The sequence below is a fragment of the Thiemannella venezuelensis genome (assembly GCF_014203605.1).
GTDB lineage: Bacteria > Actinomycetota > Actinomycetes > Streptosporangiales > Streptosporangiaceae > Planomonospora_A > Planomonospora_A venezuelensis.
Genome location: NZ_JACHJJ010000002.1, coordinates 361,975 through 379,033 on the forward strand (window position 1 = coordinate 361,975; position 17,059 = coordinate 379,033).

Below are 17,059 nucleotides of genomic sequence, written 5' to 3' on the forward strand. Positions count from 1 at the left end.
ATCGGGGAAACCGGACCTGGCGCTCGTCCCCGTCCTGGCAGGTGATCCCGCCGATCCCACGGACAGCGGTGGTCGTCGGTGCCGTGACCTACCTCTCCTGCGGCCTGTCCCGCGTCCTGAGCGGAAGGGCTCCGGCCTCCGTCAGGCCTCCGTCACCCCCGGCGGGCGGGCGCGTGACCGGCGGACCGGAAGGTCCCGCGGTAGGCGCTGGGTGCGACGCCGAGCACGGCCGCCATCTGCTGGCGCAGGGCGGCACCGGTGCCGAATCCGGAGTGCCGGGCGACGAGGTCGACCGGCAGGTCGGTGCTCTCCAGCAGGTGGCGGGCGCGCTCGACGCGCTGCCGGGCGATCCACCGGCCGGGGCTCACGCCGGTCTCCTCGCGGAACCGGCGGGTGAAGGTGCGTACGCTCATCCGGGCCTGCGCGGCCAGCGAGCGCAGGTCGAGCCGCTCGTCCAGGTGGGCCAGGGCCCACTCGCGCGCGGGGGCCGTGGAGGCGCCGGAAACGGACGGCACCGGGCGCTCGATGTACTGGGACTGGCCGCCCGGACGCCACGGCGGCATCACGCACCGCCGCGCGGTGCGGTTGCCGGCCTCGGTCCCGTGGTCCCCGCGGATCACGTGCAGGCACAGGTCCACGCCCGCGCCGACGCCCGCCGAGGTGAGGACGTCGCCGTCGTCGACGAACAGGACGTCCGGGTCCAGGCCGACGCGGGGGAACATCGTCCGGAAGCGCTCGGCGTAGCGCCAGTGCGTGGTCGCCGGCCTGTCGTCGAGCAGTCCGGCCGCGGCGAGCACGAACGCCCCCGTGCAGATCGACATGATCCGGGCGGTGCGCGCGGCCCGGGTCAGGGCGGTCCCGATCGCGGGATCGAGCGTTCCCCGCAGGATCGCCTCGTTGGGGTCGTGCACCCCCGGCACGACCACGGTGCCGGCCCGGTCCAGTTCCTCCAGCCCGTGCCCGGTCAGGATCCGGAACCCGGCGGAGGCCTGCACCGGCCGGGCGTCCGGGCTGCAGACCCTGATCCGGTAGAGGGGCCGCTCCCGGTCGTCGCGGGCGGCTCCGAAGAGCTGCGTCGCGGTGCCGAGGTCGAAGGGGACCACCCCGTCCAGGACGAGGACGGCGATCAGGTGAGGCTCCATGGCCGGATTCTTGCACATCATGGCTTTCCGGCCACTGGCCCGGAAGCCGCGGGATAGGGAAGCCTTGCCCTCATGGCACGGAACGGAGCGGGTCCCAGGGTGCACTGGGCATGGGTGGTCGCGGCGGTGACGTTCGTCGCGCTGGTCGGAGCGGCGGGTTTCCGGGCGACCCCGGGCGCGCTGATCGACCCGCTGCAGCGGGAGTTCGGCTGGACGAGGGGCACGATCTCACTGGCCGTCTCGGTCAACCTGCTCCTGTACGGCCTCACCGCGCCCTTCGCCGCGGCCCTGATGGAGCGCTTCGGCATCGGCCGGGTCGTCTCGTACGCGCTGGGGCTCGTGGCGCTCGGCAGCGGTCTGACGGTGTTCATGACCACCGGCTGGCAGCTCGTCCTGCTCTGGGGCGTGCTGGTCGGGCTGGGCACCGGCTCGATGGCGCTGGCGCTCGTCGCGACGGTCACCGGGCGCTGGTTCGTCCGCCACCGCGGTCTGGTGACCGGGGTGCTCACCGCGGGCGGGGCGACCGGGCAGCTGGTGTTCCTGCCGGTGGCGGCGGCGCTGTCGGAGTCCCACGGCTGGCGGGCCGCCTCGCTGGTGACCGCCGGCGCCGCGCTGGCCGTCGTCCCCCTGGTGCTGCTCCTGTTCAGGGAGCACCCCTCCGACGTGGGCCTGGGCCCGTACGGCGGCGCACCCGAGGTCCCCGCGACGGCCCCCGCGGTCCCCGTGCCGGGCGGCGCCGCCCGGCGGGCGCTCGGCGCGCTGGCGGACGCCGCCAGGACCAGGGTGTTCTGGCTGCTGGCGGGCGGGTTCGCGATCTGCGGCGCGACCACCAACGGCCTGGTCGGCACGCACTTCATCCCGGCCGCGCACGACCACGGCATGCCCGTCACCGCGGCCGCCGGCCTGCTGGCGCTGGTCGGGATCTTCGACATCGCCGGCACCGTGCTCTCCGGGTGGCTCACCGACCGCGTCGACTCGCGGATCCTGCTGGCCGTCTACTACGCGCTGCGCGGCGCGTCCCTGCTGGTGCTGCCGGGGCTCTTCGCGGAGTCGGCACACCCGAGCATGCTGGTGTTCATCATCTTCTACGGCCTGGACTGGGTGGCCACCGTCCCGCCGACCGTCGCCCTGTGCCGCCTGCACTTCGGTGCGGCGGGGCCGATCGTGTTCGGCTGGGTCTTCGCCTCGCACCAGGTCGGCGCGGCCTTCGCCGCCACCGCGGCGGGCCTGGTCAGGGACCACCTCGGCGACTACGCCCTCGCCTGGTACGGCGCGGGGGCGCTGAGCGTCTGCGCCGCCGTGCTCTCGATCCTGATCGGCCGGTCGAGGGCCCGCGCGGCGCGCGGCGGGAAGGGCGGGAGCCGTACCGGGGAGGGCGGGGGAGACCTGGTGGCGGACGGCGCCCGGGGCTGAGCGGGAGGCCCCTCCGGCACGCCGGAGGGGCCCGTGAAGCGTGCCGCGGACCCGGGTCCGGAGGCGGGTCTCCTCCGAGGCCCGTGATCGGCACCAATTGACAGATTAATTTTTCCATTATCTCATGGCGGGGTGGCAGCGACCGAGATGACGCTCATGGACGAGCCCGACCGCCTGCGCCTGGCGCTCACCCCGATCCGCAGGCGGCTGCTGGCCCGGCTGCGCGAGCCCGGCTCCGCCGTCCGGCTCGCCGCCGAGCTCGACCTGCCCCGCCAGCGGGTGAACTACCACCTCAAGGCGCTGGAGCAGGCCGGGCTGATCGAGCTGGTGGAGGAGCGGCCGCGGCGCGGCTTCACCGAGCGGGTCATGCGCGCCACCGCCAACGCCTTCCTCGTCGACCCCGGCGTGCTCACCCCCTCCGGCGGGGACGGCCGGGACGACGGGGGCCGGGACGACGGGGGGTTCCGCCGCATCGCCGACCGGTACGCCGCCGAGCACCTCGTCGACGTGGCCGCCGGGACCGTGCGCGAGGTCACCCGGATGGCCGGCGCCGCCGACCGGCAGGGCGTCCGGCTGCTGACGTTCACCCTGGAGGCCGAGGTGCGCTTCGGCGCCCCGGACGACGTGCACCGCTTCACCGACGAGCTCGCCGAGGCGGTCGCGCGGGTCGCGGCCCGGTTCGACACCCCCGGAGGGCGGCCGTACCGCCTGGTCGCCGGGGGGCATCCCACTCCCGCAGCTCAAGGAGCCGAAGATGACAGCTGAGCCGTTCTCCGTCGAGGTCACCATCTCCGCGCCCGTGGAGGAGGTGTGGGACGCCCTGCGCGACCCCGGCCGGATCCGACGCTGGCACGGATGGCACTTCGACGGCCTGGACAAGGAGATCGAGGTCATCTACCACCAGGACGCCGTCGAGTCGGCCGCCGAGCACCGGCTGGAGGTCCAGGGCGGCGACCGGTTCGAGCTGACCGGCCACGGCGACCGGACCCGGCTCCGGCTGACCCGCGCCCCGCGCGGCGGCGACCCGGAGTGGGACGCCTACTACGACGACATCAGCGAGGGCTGGATCACCTTCGTCCACCAGCTCAGGTTCGCGCTGGAGCGGCATCCCGGGGCCGACCGGCGGACCGTCTTCCTCTCCGGCACGGGAGGCGCGCCGCTCCTGGAGGCGGCGGGGCTCGCGGCCGTGGCCGGACCGCCCGCCGGGAGCCCGTACGAGCTGGCGGCCCCCACCGGGGAGACGCTCGCCGGTGAGGTCTGGTTCCGCTCGGACCGCCAGCTCGGCCTCACCGTCGACGGCTGGGGCGACGGCCTGCTGGTCGCCGCCCAGAGCCCGGCCTCGCCCGCCGGCCGGGGCGGTGCCGCGATGATGGTGCTCACCTCGTACGGACTCGGCGACGAGGAGTTCGGCGCGCTGGAGTCCCGCTGGACCGCGTGGTGGGAGCGGCACTTCCCGGCCGAGCCCGCCGGGTGACCGCTCCCGCCCCGCGCCTTCCGGGCCGGGGAGGCGCGGGGCGGGAAGCCGGTGGGCCGGGGAGGAGATCCGCCGACACCGTTCGCTCCCGGATTCGCGGAAAGTTTGAGTGAGGGAAATGCGGGTGTTCATCTACATTCGATCTACTTTCCGCCTACCGTGAAGACAACGAGGAGGCGCCATGCTTCGCCGTACGTTGTTGCGCACCGGAGGGTTGACCGCCGGGGCGGTGTTCACCGGCTCGCTCTGGCAGGAGGCCGCGTGCGTCACCCCGCCGGGGGAGGCGGGTCCGCGTGTCCCCTCCGCGGGTCCGCGCGCCTCCTTTGGGAGCCCGTACGGCCCGCCCGGCGCGCCCGACGCCAACGGTCTCGCGCTCCCGCCGGGGTTCACCGGCAGGATCGTCGCCAGGACCGGCCGCAGGGTCGGCGGGCTGCGCTGGCACCCGGCGCCCGACGGCGGCGCGTGCTTCGCCGACGGCGACGGCTGGATCTACGTGTCCAACTCCGAGGTCCCGCTGCTCGGCGGGGCCTCGGCGATCAGGTTCGGCCCCGGGGGCGAGATCCGCGGGGCCTACCGGATCCTGTCGGGCACCAACCTCAACTGCGCCGGCGGGCGCACCCCCTGGGACACCTGGCTGTCGTGCGAGGAGATCCTGCGCGGCCGGGTCTTCGAGTGCGACCCGTACGGCGAGCGCGCCGCGATGCCCCGCCTGGCCATGGGCCGCTTCAAGCACGAGGCCGCCGCCTGCGACCCCGACCGCCGGGTCGTCTACCTGACCGAGGACGAGACCGACGGCTGCTTCTACCGGTTCCGGCCGGAGGTGTGGGGCGACCTGACGGCCGGGCGGCTGGAGGTGCTCTGCGCGGGCTCCGGCACCGGCCCGGTGACCTGGGAGCGGGTGCCCAACCCGGCGGCGCCGCTGGTCCCGACCCGGCACCAGGTGCGGGCGGCCAAGCACTTCTCCGGCGGGGAGGGCTGCCACTACGACGGCGGCGTCTGCTTCTTCACCACCAAGGGCGACAACCGGGTCTGGGCCTACGACGCCGAGAACGAGCGGCTGGGGATCGCCTATGACGCCGACGCCCCGCTGACCGGCGTGGACAACATCACCGGCACCCCCACCGGGGACCTCTACGTCGCCGAGGACGGCGGGAACATGGAGATCAACCTGATCACCCCGGACCGCGTGGTCACCCCGTTCCTGCGGATCGACGGCCATCCCGAGTCCGAGATCACCGGTCCCGCCTTCTCCCCGGACGGCACCCGCCTGTACTTCTCCTCCCAGCGCGGCGCCCGCGGTGACGCCGCCGGGACCGACGGCGTCACCTACGAGGTCACCGGCCCGTTCCGCCGCTGAGGGCGGGGCAGGCCGGCGGTACGGCCTCGGGCCGCCCGCCGGTTCGGCGGCCCGCTCCGGCTCGGGCGGACCGACATAGAGCGCATGTCGATGGGTATGGGGCCTCCTGCTCCACGAGGGCTGTTTATTGACTAATGGGAGGTAAGTCCATGTCTGCCATCACAAGTCCGCTCCAGCCGGCCGACCAGAAGACCGTCGGCGAGGCGCTGCAGGGCGCGCTCGTCGACCTCCTCGACCTCTCGCTCCTGGCCAAGCAGGCCCACTGGAACGTGATCGGCCACAACTTCCGCCAGATCCATCTGCACCTGGACGAGATCGTCGCCTTCGCCCGGGCGCACGCCGACACCGTCGCGGAGCGGGCGGTCGCGCTCGGCATCACCCCCGACGGCCGCGCCTCCACCGTCGCGGGCTCCAGCAGGGTCCCCCAGGTCGAATCCGGCTACCTGGACGCGGGCAAGGTCGTCGCCGCGATGACGGACATCCTGGAGTCGATCGGCCGCAGGATGCGCGAGCGCGTCGAGGCCACCGGCGAGGCCGACCCGGCCACGCAGGACATCCTCATCGCCATCACCCAGGACGTCGAGAAGCACCACTGGATGATGCAGGCCCAGCGCTGACCGGCGCGTCAGAGGCCGCGGGTCCAGACCTGCTCGGTGAAGCCCGCGCCCGGTTCCTCCTCGGCCAGTTCGAAGCCCGCCGCCCGGTAGATCCGCCGGGCGGCGGTCAGCACGTCCCGCGTCCACAGCGTGATCCGCCGGTAGCCCGCCTCCCGGGCGAAGCGCAGGCACTCGTCCACGAGCCGGCCGCCGATCCCCATGCCCCGGGCGGACGGTTCGACCAGGAGCAGCCGGAGCTGGGCCGTCTCGTCGTCCTTGCGCACGCAGAACACGCACCCGGCCCGCTCGCCGTCCACCTCCGCGATCCACCCGGCCTCCCGCCGGGGATCGCGGCGGTCGGCGTAGTCGGCCACGATCCTGGCCACCAGGGCCTCGAAGTCCTGGCCCCAGCCGTACTCGGAGCAGTAGAGCACGCCGTGCCGGTGCACCACCCAGCCGAGGTCGCCCGCGCGGGGCGGCCTGATGACGTACGGCTCGCGCCGCGGAGCCCGGCCGAGGACCTCCCGGACGGCCGCCATGCCCGCCACCAGCCGCCGCCGGTCCTCCTCGTCCAGCCCGCCGAGCAGTCCGCGCACCTGCTCGGCCGAGCGCTCGTCGAGCAGTTCGAAGGCGGCCCGGCCCGCCCCGGTCGGCACGATCACCTGCCGCCGGGCGTCGGCGGCCGACCGCTCGCGGGCCACCAGCCCGTCGGCCTCGAACCGCCTGAGGATCCGGCTCAGATAGCCGGCGTCGAGGCCGAGCAGCCGTCGCAGCTCGCCGGCCTCCAGCCGGCCGTGCCGGTCCAGCTCGAACAGGATCCTGCCCTCGGTGAGGGAGTAGGGGGTGCCCACCATGCCCTGGTCGAGCAGGCCGATGACCCCGGTGTAGAAGCGGTTGAAGGCCCGGACCTCGGCGACGTGGCCGTCGATGCTCTCATTCATGCTTGACACTCTCAACGATTTCTTTGACTGAGTCAACGATCGAGGCCGGCCGGAGATCGTCCGTTACCCGCCGGTAGACGGTGTCCCATCGGAAATACTGCGCTACCTTCGCAAACTGGCTGATAGACCATGACCACGGGAGCATGTTGATGGGTACTGCATATATCGGTGGATACACCCCGGACACCGGCGGGTCCGGCGCGGGGATCCTCCTGGTGGACCTGGAGACCCTGGAGCGGCGGGGAGAGGCCCCCGCCTCCGGGCCGTCCTTCCTCGCCCTCCACCCCCGGCTCCCGGTGCTCTACGCGGTGGGGGAGAGCGAGCAGGGCACGGTCAGCGTGCACGGCATCGGCGCGGACGGCGCCCTGCGGCCGCTCGCCCGGCGCTCCAGCGAGGGCTCCTCCCCCTGCCACCTGGCGGTGAACCCGGACGGGACGCTGCTGGCCGTGGCCAACTACGGCGACGGCACGGTCAGCGTGCACGGCATCGGCGCGGACGGGCTGCTCACCACCGCGCGGGCCTTCCCGTACCGCGAGGGCGCCCACGCCCACCAGGCGACCTTCGGCCCCGGCGGCGTGCTGTACGTGACCGACCTGGGCACCGACGAGGTCCGCCGCTTCCTGGTCCGGGACGGGGAGGCGTCCGAGCACCCCGACGGCCCGGTACGGCTGGCGCCCGGCATGGGCCCCCGGCACATGGCGTGGTCGGAGGACTCCGGGGGAGGCCACTGGTACGTGGCCGGCGAGCTGGACGGCACGGTCCGCGCCTACGACTCCGCCTGGCGGGAGGTGGCCGCCGTCGCCGCCAGCGGCACGGAGGCCGGGAACCACCCCTCCCACCTGGAGGTCCACGGCGGCCGCGTCTACGTCGCCAACCGGGGCCCCGACACGATCGCGGTGTTCGCGGGACCGGACCTGGCGGCGGTCGCCGAGGTTCCCTGCGGCGGCGAGTGGCCGCGCCACTTCGCGATCGCCGGCGACCGGCTGTACGTCGCCAACCAGAACTCCGGGGGCGTCGCGGTGCTTCCGCTGCAGGACGGGGTCCCGCAGCCGGCGACGGCGGTCCTCGCCACCGGAACGCCCTCCTGCGTGCTCCCGCCGGCCTGAGGGCGGGGACGGCCGCGGCTCCCCGGCCGGGCGGAAGGCGGGCGCGGGCGGTCCGGCGGGGGCCCGGCGCGCGGCCGGCCGGTCAGGCCCAGGAGCGGGCCCGCTCGACGGCCCTGAGCCAGTGGGCGTAGGCGGCGCCGTCCCGGGTGCCGGGCTCGAAGCGCCGGTCCAGGGTCCAGGTCGTGCGCAGCTCCCCGGCCGAGGACCACAGGCCGGTGCCGAGCCCGGCGAGGAAGGCGGCGCCCAGCGCGGTGGTCTCCTGGATCGCCGGGCGCTCGACCGGGACGCCGAGCTGGTCGGCCTGGACCTGCATGAGCAGGTCGTTGCCGCTCGCGCCGCCGTCGGCCTTCAGCGCGGGCACCTTCAGGCCCGCCGCGCCCGTCATGACCTCCACGACGTCGCGCACCTCGAACGCGATCGCCTCCAGGGTGGCGCGGGCGAGGTGCGCACGGGTGGTGCCCCGGGTGATGCCGAGGATGGTGCCGCGGGCGCCGGGATCCCAGTGCGGCGCGCCCAGGCCGGTCAGCGCGGGCACGAACACCACGCCCCCGCTGTCGGGGACCGTGCGCGCCAGCGCCTCGGACTCCGGGGCGGAGTCGATCAGCCCGAGGCCGTCGCGCAGCCACTGCACCGCGGCCCCGGTGACGAAGACCGCCCCCTCCAGGGCGTAGGTGATCTCACCGGAGGGCGTCTGCCAGGCCACCGTGGTCAGCAGCCCGGCGTCCGATCTGACGATCTCGCTCCCGGTGTTGATCAGGATGAACGAGCCCGTCCCGTAGGTGCACTTCACGTCACCGGGGGAGAAGCAGGTCTGGCCGAACAGCGCGGCCTGCTGGTCTCCCGCCAGGCCGCTGATCGGCAGGTCCAGGCCGAGGAAGGAGGCCGGGTCGGTCCTGCCGATCTCCCCGTAGTTCGGCACGATCTCCGGCAGCGCGCCCATCGGGACGCCGAACAGCTCGCACAGCTCCGCCGACCAGCCGCCCGCCGCCAGGTCGTACAGGAGGGTGCGCGAGGCGTTGGAGGGGTCGGTGACGTGCCGGGCGCCGCCGGTCAGCCGGGCCACCAGGTAGGAGTCCACGGTGCCGACGACCGCCCGCCCGCCGGTCACGTGCTCCCAGGCGCGGGGGTCGTGCCCGGCCAGCCAGGCGAACTTGCTCCCGGTGAAGTAGGGGTCGAGCCGGAGCCCGGTCAGCTCGGCGACCCGGGGTTCGTGGCCGGCCTCGCGCAACGAGGCGCAGATCTCCGCGGTGCGGCGGTCCTGCCAGACGATCGCCGGGCGGGGCGCGGCGAGGGTGGCGGCGTCCCAGAGCACGGCGGTCTCGCGCTGGTTGGTGATGCCGACGCAGGACGGGGCGGTGCCCGCCCGGTCCAGGGCGGCGCGGCAGGCGGCCAGCGTGGCCTGCCAGATCTCCTCGGGGACGTGCTCCACCCAGCCGGGCTCGGGGAAGTGCTGGGCGAACTCCCGGTACCCCCGTGCGTCGATCCGGCCGTCCTCGGTCACGACGAGCGCGGTGACCCCGGTCGTCCCGGCGTCGATCGCGAGAACCGACATGCGGACACTCCTCTTCGCTTGGTCTAGACCATTGCCCTGCCCGGGAGGCAGAATGCGTTGCGTCGGCGGGGAAATCCACCGCCGGCCGCACCACCCCACTTAGTCTGGCCGTCTTGCCTCGGAACCACCACCGGAGGATGCCATGCGTATTGGAGTGTTGACAGGGGGCGGCGACTGCCCCGGCCTGAACGCCGTTATCCGCGCCGTCGTGCGCAAGGGCGTGGGGGTCTACGGACATGAGTTCGTCGGCTTCCGGGACGGCTGGAGAGGTCCGCTCGAAGGCGAGACCATGCCGCTGGACATCCAGGCCGTGCGGGGCATCCTGCCCCGCGGCGGCACGATCCTGGGCTCCTCGCGGACCAACCCGATCAAGATCGAGGGCGGCGTCGAGAAGATCAAGGAGAACCTCGCGGAGACGGGCGTCGACGCCCTCATCGCGATCGGCGGCGAGGACACCCTCGGCGTCGCCAAGCAGCTCTTCGACCGGGGCGTGAAGGTCGTCGGCGTGCCCAAGACGATCGACAACGACCTCAACGCCACCGACTACACCTTCGGCTTCGACACCGCCGTCAACATCGCCATGGAGGCGATCGACCGGCTGCACACCACCGCCGAGTCGCACCACCGCGCGCTGATCTGCGAGGTCATGGGCCGCCACGCGGGCTGGATCGCGCTGCACGCGGGCATGGCGGCGGGCGCCAACGTCATCCTCATCCCGGAGAAGCCGTTCGACATCGACCGGGTCTGCGCCTACGTCGAGTCCCGCTTCAAGACCCGCTACGCGCCGATCATCGTGGTCGCCGAGGGCGCCCACCCGGTCGAGGGCCAGATGGCCCTCCAGGACGGGGAGCTCGACGCCTTCGGCCACGTCAAGCTCGGCGGCATCGGCGAGGTCCTCGCCAGGGAGATCGAGAAGCGCACCGGCAAGGAGGCCCGCACCACCGTGCTCGGCCACATCCAGCGCGGCGGCACGCCGACGGCCTTCGACCGGGTGCTCGCCACCCGCTTCGGCCTGCGGGCCATCGACGCGGTGCACGAGGGCGAGTTCGGCACGATGGTCGCCCTGCAGGGCACCGACATCGTCGCCGTCGGCCTGGACGAGGCGACCAAGGAGCTCAAGACCGTGCCGGTCGGCCGCTACGAGGAGGCGGAGGTCTTCTTCGGCTGACGGCTGACGGCTGACGGCTGACGGCTGACCGCTGACGGCTGGCCGCTGACGGCGGCGGGCCGCCGCCGCGACCGGCCGCGGCCGTGCCCGGCGGCCTCCGCCGGGCACGGCCCTGCAAGCGGTCTGCAAGCGGTCCGCCCTAGCCTTGCGCTCGCAGGGCGGGCGACCGCGCTGCACCCCCTCCGAGTACGGCTTGCGCCTCGACCAAGCGGCCCACGGCGGCGCAAGCCGTACATCACCTCTCGGGGGCGTCGAACAGCGAGGGACGCCTCGGCTCCGCGGCCGGCGCGGGAAGCGCGGTGCGCGGGACGGCGGCGAAGCTCCCGGTCTGCTGCTCCTCCAGGCGCGCCATCAGCTCGGCGTCCACCTGCATCTCCCGCTCCGACGGGGACAGGATGGCCGCCAGCAGCAGGCCCAGGCTGATCAGGCTGACCAGGGCGAGCAGCGGGAGCAGGAAGTCGATGCCGCGGGCCCCCTCGATCGGGACCAGCGAGACCGTCGGCCGGACGTCCATCGCGAACATGCCGGTGTAGTGCATGCCGCAGACCGCGACGCCCATGATCAGTGCGGCGCCTCCGGTGGCGGCCACGCCGCGCACCCGCATCGTGAACCAGAGCGCCACGGTGGAGGCGGCGACCGCGATCGCCGCCGAGGCGCCGACGAGCACGGGGTCGTAGGAGACGTGCGCCGACATGTTCATCGCGGCCATGCCGAGGTAGTGCATGCCCGCCACGCCCAGGCCGGTGAGCAGGCCGCCGCCGAGGAGCGGGACGGTCCTCGCGTCGCCGCGGGAGACGAGGAAGAGCCCCGCGCCCACCACGACGATCGCCAGGACCGCCGAACCGGCGGTGAGGGGCACGTCGTAGCGGATCTGGGCGCCCCCGACGGAGAAGCCCATCATGGCGACGAAGTGCATCACCCAGATGCCGGTGCCGCCGATGGAGAGCGCGCCGCCGGTCAGCCAGCGCGCCCGGGCGGCGCCCGTGGCCGCCCTGGCCCTGGCGGTGAGCATGAGGCCGAGCATGCATCCGATGCTCGACACGAGGTAGGCCAGCGAAGGGGTGAGCAGGCCCGAGGAGAAGTGGTCTACGTGAGACATGTTCCGGCTTCTTTGTGAGAGGGAATGGGTAATTATTGCAGGAAAGGGCGATTTGTCCGAACGATAGGGTCGAGCCGTGATGGGGATCGAGGGCCCGTTCTGGCGGACGGTCGCGGTGTTCCGCGCGGCCTCCCTCGTGTACGCGGCGATCCTGCTCGCCCGCGCCGGGGGGTACGCGAACCCGGCGGCCGGCTGGCTGGTGATCGGAATCATGGCGCTGTGGACCGCCGCGACGATCTTCGCCTACTCCGTCGAGGGGTTCCGCGGGCGGCCGCTGCTCGCCGCCGACATGCTGGTCACCCTCGGCTGCCTGCTCGCCACCCCCGTCGTGCAGGGCGTCCACCAGGAGGACAGCCTCCCGGTCACCGCCACCTGGATGGGCGGCGTGGTGCTGGCCTGGGCGGTGTACGGCGGGCGCCGGCTGGGCGCCCTCGCCGCCGCCGTCGTCGCCCTGGCCGACCTGCAGACGCGCGGGGCGGGCGGCGTGGAGTTCGAGAGGCTGCCGGTCAACGGCACCGTGCTGCTCTTCCTCGCGGGTGTTCTGGTCGGGCACGTCGCCCGGCTGGCCAGGAAGGCCGAGGCGCGCATGCAGGAGGCGGTCGAGCTGGAGGCGGCGGGCCGGGAGCGGGAGCGGCTCGCGCGCGGCATCCACGACTCGGTGCTCCAGGTGCTCGCCCTCGTCCAGCGGCGCGGGCAGGAGGCCGGCGGCGAGGCCGCCGAGCTGGGCAGGCTCGCCGGCGAGCAGGAGGCCGCCCTGCGCGAGCTGGTCAGGCTCCGCCCGGAGCCGGCCCCGGCGGGCGCCGTGGACCTGCGCACCCTGCTCCAGGGGTACGGCTCCGGCACGGTCACCGTCTCGGTCCCGGCCACCCCGCTGACCCTGCCCGCCGCGGCGGCCGGGGAGCTGTCCGCCGCGGTCGGCGCCGCCCTGGACAACGTGGTGAAGCACTGCGGGCCGCACGCCCCCGCCTGGGTGTTCGCCGAGAGCGACGGCGGCGCGGTCACCGTGACCGTCCGGGACGAGGGGCCGGGCATCCCCGAGGGCCGCCTGGAGCAGGCCGAGGCCGGTGGGCGGCTCGGCGTCGCCCAGTCGATCCGGGGCCGCGTCGAGGATCTGGGCGGGACGGTCACCGTGGTCTCGGCCCCCGGCCGCGGCACCGAGATCGAGATGTCCGTCCCGGCTTAGTCTGGGGGGATGCGTGTGATGGTGGTGGACGACCACCCGATGTGGCGCGACGGGGTGGCGCGGGACCTGGCCGAGGCCGGCTACGAGGTGGTGGCCGCCGTCGGCGAGGGGCGCCAGGCGGTGCGCGTGGCCGCGGCCGTCCGGCCCGAGCTGGTCGTGCTGGACCTGCAGCTGCCCGACCTGTCCGGCGTGGAGGTGGCCAGGAGGCTGGCCGCGGCGGAGCCGCCGCCCCGGGTGCTGGTGCTCTCGGCGAGCGGGGAGCAGGACGACGTGCTGGAGGCCGTCAAGGCCGGCGCCTCCGGATACCTGCTGAAGTCGGCGAGCAGGGAGGACTTCCTGGACGCCGTCCGCCGCACCGCCGGAGGGGACGCGGTCTTCACCCCCGGGCTGGCCGGCCTCGTCCTGGGGGAGTACCGCCGGCTGGCCGCCCGGCCCGCCCCGGCCACCGGGCCGCACCTGACCGAGCGGGAGACCGAGGTGCTCCGGCTGGTCGCCAAGGGGCTGTCCTACAAGCAGATCGCCGAGCGGCTCGTGCTCTCCCACCGGACCGTGCAGAACCACGTCCAGAACACGCTCAGCAAGCTCCAGCTCCACAATCGCGTCGAGCTCGTCCGCTACGCCATCGAGCGGGGCCTCGACGAGTCCTAGGCGGGACTAAAGTGGCCGGGGCGCGGCGTTGCCTGTTGACAGCTCCGCGCTCCTCACCCCGCACCCCGCAGCTTCACCGGAGGTTCCCGCCATGACCGTGTCCGCACTGGGCGAGCCCTGCGTGCTGCTCAAGCTGGGCGAGGTCGTCCTCAAAGGACGGAACCGCGAGGTCTTCGAGCGGCGGCTGCAGGCCAACATCCGCGCGGCGCTGAAGGAGTCCGGCCTCAAGGTCGACCTGCGGCAGCGCCACGGCGTCATCGCGGTCTTCCTGCCGGACGGGACGAGCCCCGAGACGGCCGACGCGATCGCCGAGCGGATCACCTACGTCCCGGGCCTGGTCTGGGTCCACCGGGCCTGGCGCGTCGCCAAGACCCCGGAGGCGGTCACCAAGGCCGCGATCGAGCTGCTCGCCGACCGGGAGGACGTCAGGCGCGGCGTCTCCTTCGCCGTGCGCTCGCGCCGCCGCGACAAGCGCTTCCCGCTGACCTCGATGCAGCTCGACCGCTCGGTCGGCGGCGAGCTCAACGAGATCTACGGCCTCCCGGTCGACCTGAAGAACCCCGGGCTGGTCGTCTCGATCGAGGTGGACCGCGACGAGGTCTTCGTCTACACCGGCGGCCTGCCCGGCCAGGGCGGCCTTCCGGTCGGCACCAGCGGCCGGGGCCTGGTCCTGATGTCCGGCGGCATCGACTCGCCGGTGGCCGCCTACCGGATGATGCGCCGCGGCCTGCGGGTGGACTTCCTGCACTTCTCCGGCATCCCGTTCACCACCTCGGAGTCCATCTACAAGGCCTACGCGCTGGTGCGGGCGCTGGACAGGTTCCAGGGCGGCTCCCGCCTGTGGGTGGTGCCCTTCGGCAAGGCGCAGCAGTCCATCAAGGCCTCCGGCCAGGACCGCCTGGCGGTCATCGCCCAGCGCCGCCTGATGCTGAAGACCGCCGAGGAGGTCGCCCGCCGCCTGCGCGCCGGGGCGCTGGTCACCGGTGACTCCCTGGGCCAGGTCTCCTCCCAGACCCTGCAGAACATCACCGCCCAGGACGACGCGGTCGACCTGCCGGTCCTGCGCCCGCTCATCGGCCTCGACAAGACCGAGATCATGGCCACCGCGAGGAAGATCGGCACGCTGGCGATCTCCGAGCTCCCCGACGAGGACTGCTGCACCCTGCTGGCCCCGCGCCGCGCGGAGACCGCCGCCAAGATCGCCGACCTGAAGCAGATCGAGAGGCGCCTGGACGCCGAGGAGCTCGCCGTACAGCTCGCCGGTTCCCTCCAGGAGTACAAGCTGGAGGCCTGAGGCGGCATGGCTCCACCCGCGCGGCGCCGTTCCCCCGCGCGGTGCCGGAGCCGCCCGCTAGCGGGTCTGCGCCACGCGGGCCAGCAGGGCCTCGACCCGCTCGGGGAGCTCCCGGGGGCTGAACGGTTTGGTCATGTAGTCGTCCACACCGGCGGCGAAGGCCTCCGTCACGTCGTCCTTCTCCGACTTGGCCGTCAGCATGAGCACCGCCACGTCCTGCCCGCCGGGCAGCGCGCGGAGCCTGCTGCACACCTCGGGGCCGGTGAGCCCCGGCATCATCCAGTCCAGGATCACCAGATCGCATCGCTGCTCGGCCCACCTGTCCAGGGCCGCCTGCCCGTCGTCGGCCGTGCGCACCTCATGACCGGCCTTCTTCAGCAAGAAACTGATCATGAATTGGATGTCGGTGTCGTCCTCCACGACCAGGACACTGGCCATCACCCCACCCCCGTAAATACTTCCTTTTCAGGCAATTCCCAAGTCGGCGGAATTCATGCGGTTCTGAGGACCTTTGCCGAGGTCGGGTGTCTGCCGGGCGGCGGGTCAGTCGACCTTGAAGGGGTCGTGCTCGGCGAGGAGCCTGTCCAGCCGGGCCTGGTCGACACGGGTGGTGACCTCGGCGAGTTCCTGGCGGTCGCGGACGCACTTGGCCAGGGTGAACGTCGAGGTGACGACGTACAGGACGCCGATGGCGAGGAAGGCGCGCACCCACGTCTCGACCGGCAGGTAGACCAGGCCGATGCCGACGGCGCCGACGGAGACGCCGAAGGACAGGACCGACTGGACGTAGAAGGCGCCGCTGTTTCTGGGCTGGATCGCTTTGGTCATGACGCCAGGATCCACCGCCCGCCCGGTGCGGCGCGTGAGTGCGGGTACTCAGCCGCATCTGAGGTTACTCATGAGTACGGCCGGCGGCTCGTGGCGCCGGCCGTACTCCGGGCCGGGATGCTCGTGGGCGGTGGGTGGTGGGTGAGGTGCCGGGGAGGGGCGGGCGGGGGTCAGACGGGGGTCAGGGCCTCGCCGGCCGGGTCGCCCAGCGCCGGGGTCTTGCCGAGCAGCGGCGGGAACCGGCGCATCACGCGGGCCAGCTCGCGCAGGTCGCCGTCGACCAGGGCCTGGGGGCCGTCGCACAGGGCCAGCTCGGGGTGGGGGTGGACATCGATGATCACACCGTCGGCGCCGACCGCGATGGCGGCGCGGGTGAGCGGCAGGACCAGGTCGCGGTGGCCGCCGGAGTGGGAGGGGTCGACGATGACCGGCAGGTGCGACAGGCGCTGGGCGACCGGGACGGCCGAGACGTCGAGGGTGTTGCGGGTGGCGGTCTCGAAGGTGCGGATTCCGCGCTCGCACAGCACGATGTCGAGGTTGCCCCGCTGGGCGATGTACTCGGCGGCCATCAGCCACTCCTCGATGGTGGCGTTCATGCCGCGCTTGAGCATGACCGGCTTGCCGACCCCGCCGACCGCCTGCAGCAGCGCGAAGTTCTGCGCGTTGCGGGTGCCGATCTGCAGCATGTCCGCGTAGGAGGCCACCAGGTCGACGTCGTGGGCGTCCACGACCTCGGTCACGACGGGCAGCCCGGTCTCGGCGCGCACGTCGGCGAGGATGCGCAGGCCCGCCTCGCCCAGGCCCTGGAAGGCGTAGGGGGAGGTGCGGGGCTTGTAGGCGCCGCCGCGCAGCAGGGTGGCCCCGGCCGCCCTGGCCATCTCGGCGGCCTGGAGGGTCTGCTCGGGCGTCTCCACCGCGCACGGCCCGGCGATCAGCGTCACCGTGTCCGGGCCGATCGGCACCCCGCCGACCCGGACCGTCGAGCGCTCGGGGTGGTTGTCCCGGCTCACCAGCTTGTAGGGGGCGCTCACCTTGATCACGTCGGCCACGCCCCGCAGGCCGCGCAGGTTCAACGCGCCGAACTGGGCGACGTCGCCGACCAGGCCGATGATCGTACGGTTCACGCCCCGGCTGACGAACGCGCTGCCGCCCGCCGTGGAGATGATCTCCACGATCGCCTCGACGTCTCCCCGGGTGGCCTCGGGGGCCATGATGATGACCATTTCTCTCCTCAGGTGGTTGCTCTCGGGAAAACGAA

17 protein-coding genes are annotated in these 17,059 nt (G+C 73.5%); 10 read left to right on the plus strand and 7 right to left on the minus strand.

The window, feature by feature from the left end; all coding sequences use genetic code 11:
* Positions 1 to 152: 152 nt before the first annotated feature.
* Positions 153 to 1,142, minus strand: coding sequence for a GlxA family transcriptional regulator (locus tag FHS22_RS05195; protein ID WP_260407656.1), 990 nt, complete (start codon positions 1,140 to 1,142; stop codon positions 153 to 155).
* 72 nt (positions 1,143 to 1,214) lie between these two features.
* Here FHS22_RS05195 and FHS22_RS05200 point away from each other — a divergent pair, with 72 nt between their 5' ends.
* The 5 genes from FHS22_RS05200 (at position 1,215) to FHS22_RS05220 (ending at position 6,003) form a co-directional block, all read left to right on the plus strand.
* Positions 1,215 to 2,555: an MFS transporter gene (locus FHS22_RS05200; RefSeq protein ID WP_184938912.1), complete on the plus strand. Its 1,341-nt coding sequence runs from the start codon at positions 1,215 to 1,217 to the stop codon at positions 2,553 to 2,555.
* 132 nt (positions 2,556 to 2,687) lie between these two features.
* Complete coding sequence (locus tag FHS22_RS05205) at positions 2,688 to 3,320, plus strand: ArsR/SmtB family transcription factor (protein ID WP_221473214.1); 633 nt, start codon at positions 2,688 to 2,690, stop codon at positions 3,318 to 3,320.
* Entirely contained in the window at positions 3,310 to 4,029 is a 720-nt protein-coding gene (locus tag FHS22_RS05210) for an SRPBCC family protein (RefSeq protein WP_184938914.1), read from the plus strand. The genes FHS22_RS05205 and FHS22_RS05210 overlap by 11 nt, the downstream gene beginning before the upstream one ends.
* Before the next feature lie 181 nt (positions 4,030 to 4,210).
* Entirely contained in the window at positions 4,211 to 5,386 is a 1,176-nt protein-coding gene (locus FHS22_RS05215) for an alkaline phosphatase PhoX (RefSeq protein ID WP_184938916.1), read from the plus strand.
* A gap of 149 nt (positions 5,387 to 5,535) precedes the next feature.
* Positions 5,536 to 6,003 (plus strand): Dps family protein, encoded by a 468-nt coding sequence (locus tag FHS22_RS05220; RefSeq protein ID WP_184938918.1) that lies wholly within the window; start codon positions 5,536 to 5,538, stop codon positions 6,001 to 6,003.
* 8 nt (positions 6,004 to 6,011) lie between these two features.
* Here FHS22_RS05220 and FHS22_RS05225 read toward each other — a convergent pair whose 3' ends face one another.
* Entirely contained in the window at positions 6,012 to 6,923 is a 912-nt protein-coding gene (locus tag FHS22_RS05225) for a bifunctional helix-turn-helix transcriptional regulator/GNAT family N-acetyltransferase (RefSeq protein WP_184938920.1), read from the minus strand.
* A gap of 149 nt (positions 6,924 to 7,072) precedes the next feature.
* Between FHS22_RS05225 and FHS22_RS05230 the strand changes: the two genes are divergently transcribed.
* On the plus strand, positions 7,073 to 8,029 hold the full coding sequence (locus tag FHS22_RS05230) for a lactonase family protein (protein WP_184938922.1): 957 nt from the start codon (positions 7,073 to 7,075) through the stop codon (positions 8,027 to 8,029).
* 82 nt (positions 8,030 to 8,111) lie between these two features.
* Here the strand turns inward: FHS22_RS05230 and glpK are convergent, their stop codons facing one another.
* Positions 8,112 to 9,581, minus strand: coding sequence for a glycerol kinase GlpK (gene glpK / locus FHS22_RS05235; protein ID WP_184938924.1), 1,470 nt, complete (start codon positions 9,579 to 9,581; stop codon positions 8,112 to 8,114).
* Positions 9,582 to 9,723: 142 nt separating this feature from the next.
* Between glpK and FHS22_RS05240 the strand changes: the two genes are divergently transcribed.
* Entirely contained in the window at positions 9,724 to 10,749 is a 1,026-nt protein-coding gene (locus FHS22_RS05240) for a 6-phosphofructokinase (protein ID WP_184938926.1), read from the plus strand.
* A gap of 235 nt (positions 10,750 to 10,984) precedes the next feature.
* Here FHS22_RS05240 and FHS22_RS05245 read toward each other — a convergent pair whose 3' ends face one another.
* On the minus strand, positions 10,985 to 11,848 hold the full coding sequence (locus FHS22_RS05245) for an MHYT domain-containing protein (RefSeq protein WP_184938927.1): 864 nt from the start codon (positions 11,846 to 11,848) through the stop codon (positions 10,985 to 10,987).
* A gap of 79 nt (positions 11,849 to 11,927) precedes the next feature.
* Here FHS22_RS05245 and macS point away from each other — a divergent pair, with 79 nt between their 5' ends.
* From macS to thiI, 3 genes are all read left to right on the plus strand, one after another.
* Entirely contained in the window at positions 11,928 to 13,031 is a 1,104-nt protein-coding gene (gene macS, locus FHS22_RS05250; RefSeq protein WP_184939083.1) for a MacS family sensor histidine kinase, read from the plus strand.
* A gap of 18 nt (positions 13,032 to 13,049) precedes the next feature.
* The gene (locus tag FHS22_RS05255) at positions 13,050 to 13,679 is read left to right on the plus strand and encodes a response regulator (protein WP_221473272.1); all 630 of its coding nucleotides are present in this window, start codon (positions 13,050 to 13,052) and stop codon (positions 13,677 to 13,679) included.
* 91 nt (positions 13,680 to 13,770) lie between these two features.
* Entirely contained in the window at positions 13,771 to 14,973 is a 1,203-nt protein-coding gene (thiI, locus tag FHS22_RS05260; RefSeq protein ID WP_184938931.1) for a tRNA uracil 4-sulfurtransferase ThiI, read from the plus strand.
* A gap of 57 nt (positions 14,974 to 15,030) precedes the next feature.
* Here thiI and FHS22_RS05265 read toward each other — a convergent pair whose 3' ends face one another.
* The 3 genes from FHS22_RS05265 to aroF form a co-directional block, all read right to left on the minus strand.
* On the minus strand, positions 15,031 to 15,411 hold the full coding sequence (locus FHS22_RS05265) for a response regulator transcription factor (protein WP_184938934.1): 381 nt from the start codon (positions 15,409 to 15,411) through the stop codon (positions 15,031 to 15,033).
* Between the two features lie 105 nt (positions 15,412 to 15,516).
* Positions 15,517 to 15,801 carry a YiaA/YiaB family inner membrane protein gene (locus tag FHS22_RS05270; protein WP_184938936.1) on the minus strand — a complete coding sequence of 95 codons (285 nt, stop codon included), beginning with the start codon at positions 15,799 to 15,801 and terminating at the stop codon, positions 15,517 to 15,519.
* A 170-nt stretch (positions 15,802 to 15,971) separates the two neighbouring features.
* Complete coding sequence (gene aroF / locus FHS22_RS05275) at positions 15,972 to 17,024, minus strand: 3-deoxy-7-phosphoheptulonate synthase (protein WP_184938938.1); 1,053 nt, start codon at positions 17,022 to 17,024, stop codon at positions 15,972 to 15,974.
* Positions 17,025 to 17,059 lie beyond the last annotated feature (35 nt).

Coding starts and splice junctions, on each gene's coding strand:
- FHS22_RS05195 (WP_260407656.1), bottom strand. CDS start 1,142: ATGGAGCCTCACCTGATCGCCGTCCTCGTCCTGGACGGGGTGGTCCCC.
- FHS22_RS05200 (WP_184938912.1), top strand. CDS start 1,215: ATGGCACGGAACGGAGCGGGTCCCAGGGTGCACTGGGCATGGGTGGTC.
- FHS22_RS05210 (WP_184938914.1), top strand. CDS start 3,310: ATGACAGCTGAGCCGTTCTCCGTCGAGGTCACCATCTCCGCGCCCGTG.
- FHS22_RS05215 (WP_184938916.1), top strand. CDS start 4,211: ATGCTTCGCCGTACGTTGTTGCGCACCGGAGGGTTGACCGCCGGGGCG.
- FHS22_RS05220 (WP_184938918.1), top strand. CDS start 5,536: ATGTCTGCCATCACAAGTCCGCTCCAGCCGGCCGACCAGAAGACCGTC.
- FHS22_RS05225 (WP_184938920.1), bottom strand. CDS start 6,923: ATGAATGAGAGCATCGACGGCCACGTCGCCGAGGTCCGGGCCTTCAAC.
- FHS22_RS05230 (WP_184938922.1), top strand. CDS start 7,073: ATGGGTACTGCATATATCGGTGGATACACCCCGGACACCGGCGGGTCC.
- glpK (WP_184938924.1), bottom strand. CDS start 9,581: ATGTCGGTTCTCGCGATCGACGCCGGGACGACCGGGGTCACCGCGCTC.
- FHS22_RS05240 (WP_184938926.1), top strand. CDS start 9,724: ATGCGTATTGGAGTGTTGACAGGGGGCGGCGACTGCCCCGGCCTGAAC.
- FHS22_RS05245 (WP_184938927.1), bottom strand. CDS start 11,848: ATGTCTCACGTAGACCACTTCTCCTCGGGCCTGCTCACCCCTTCGCTG.
- macS (WP_184939083.1), top strand. CDS start 11,928: ATGGGGATCGAGGGCCCGTTCTGGCGGACGGTCGCGGTGTTCCGCGCG.
- FHS22_RS05255 (WP_221473272.1), top strand. CDS start 13,050: ATGGTGGTGGACGACCACCCGATGTGGCGCGACGGGGTGGCGCGGGAC.
- thiI (WP_184938931.1), top strand. CDS start 13,771: ATGACCGTGTCCGCACTGGGCGAGCCCTGCGTGCTGCTCAAGCTGGGC.
- FHS22_RS05265 (WP_184938934.1), bottom strand. CDS start 15,411: ATGGCCAGTGTCCTGGTCGTGGAGGACGACACCGACATCCAATTCATG.
- FHS22_RS05270 (WP_184938936.1), bottom strand. CDS start 15,801: ATGACCAAAGCGATCCAGCCCAGAAACAGCGGCGCCTTCTACGTCCAG.
- aroF (WP_184938938.1), bottom strand. CDS start 17,024: ATGGTCATCATCATGGCCCCCGAGGCCACCCGGGGAGACGTCGAGGCG.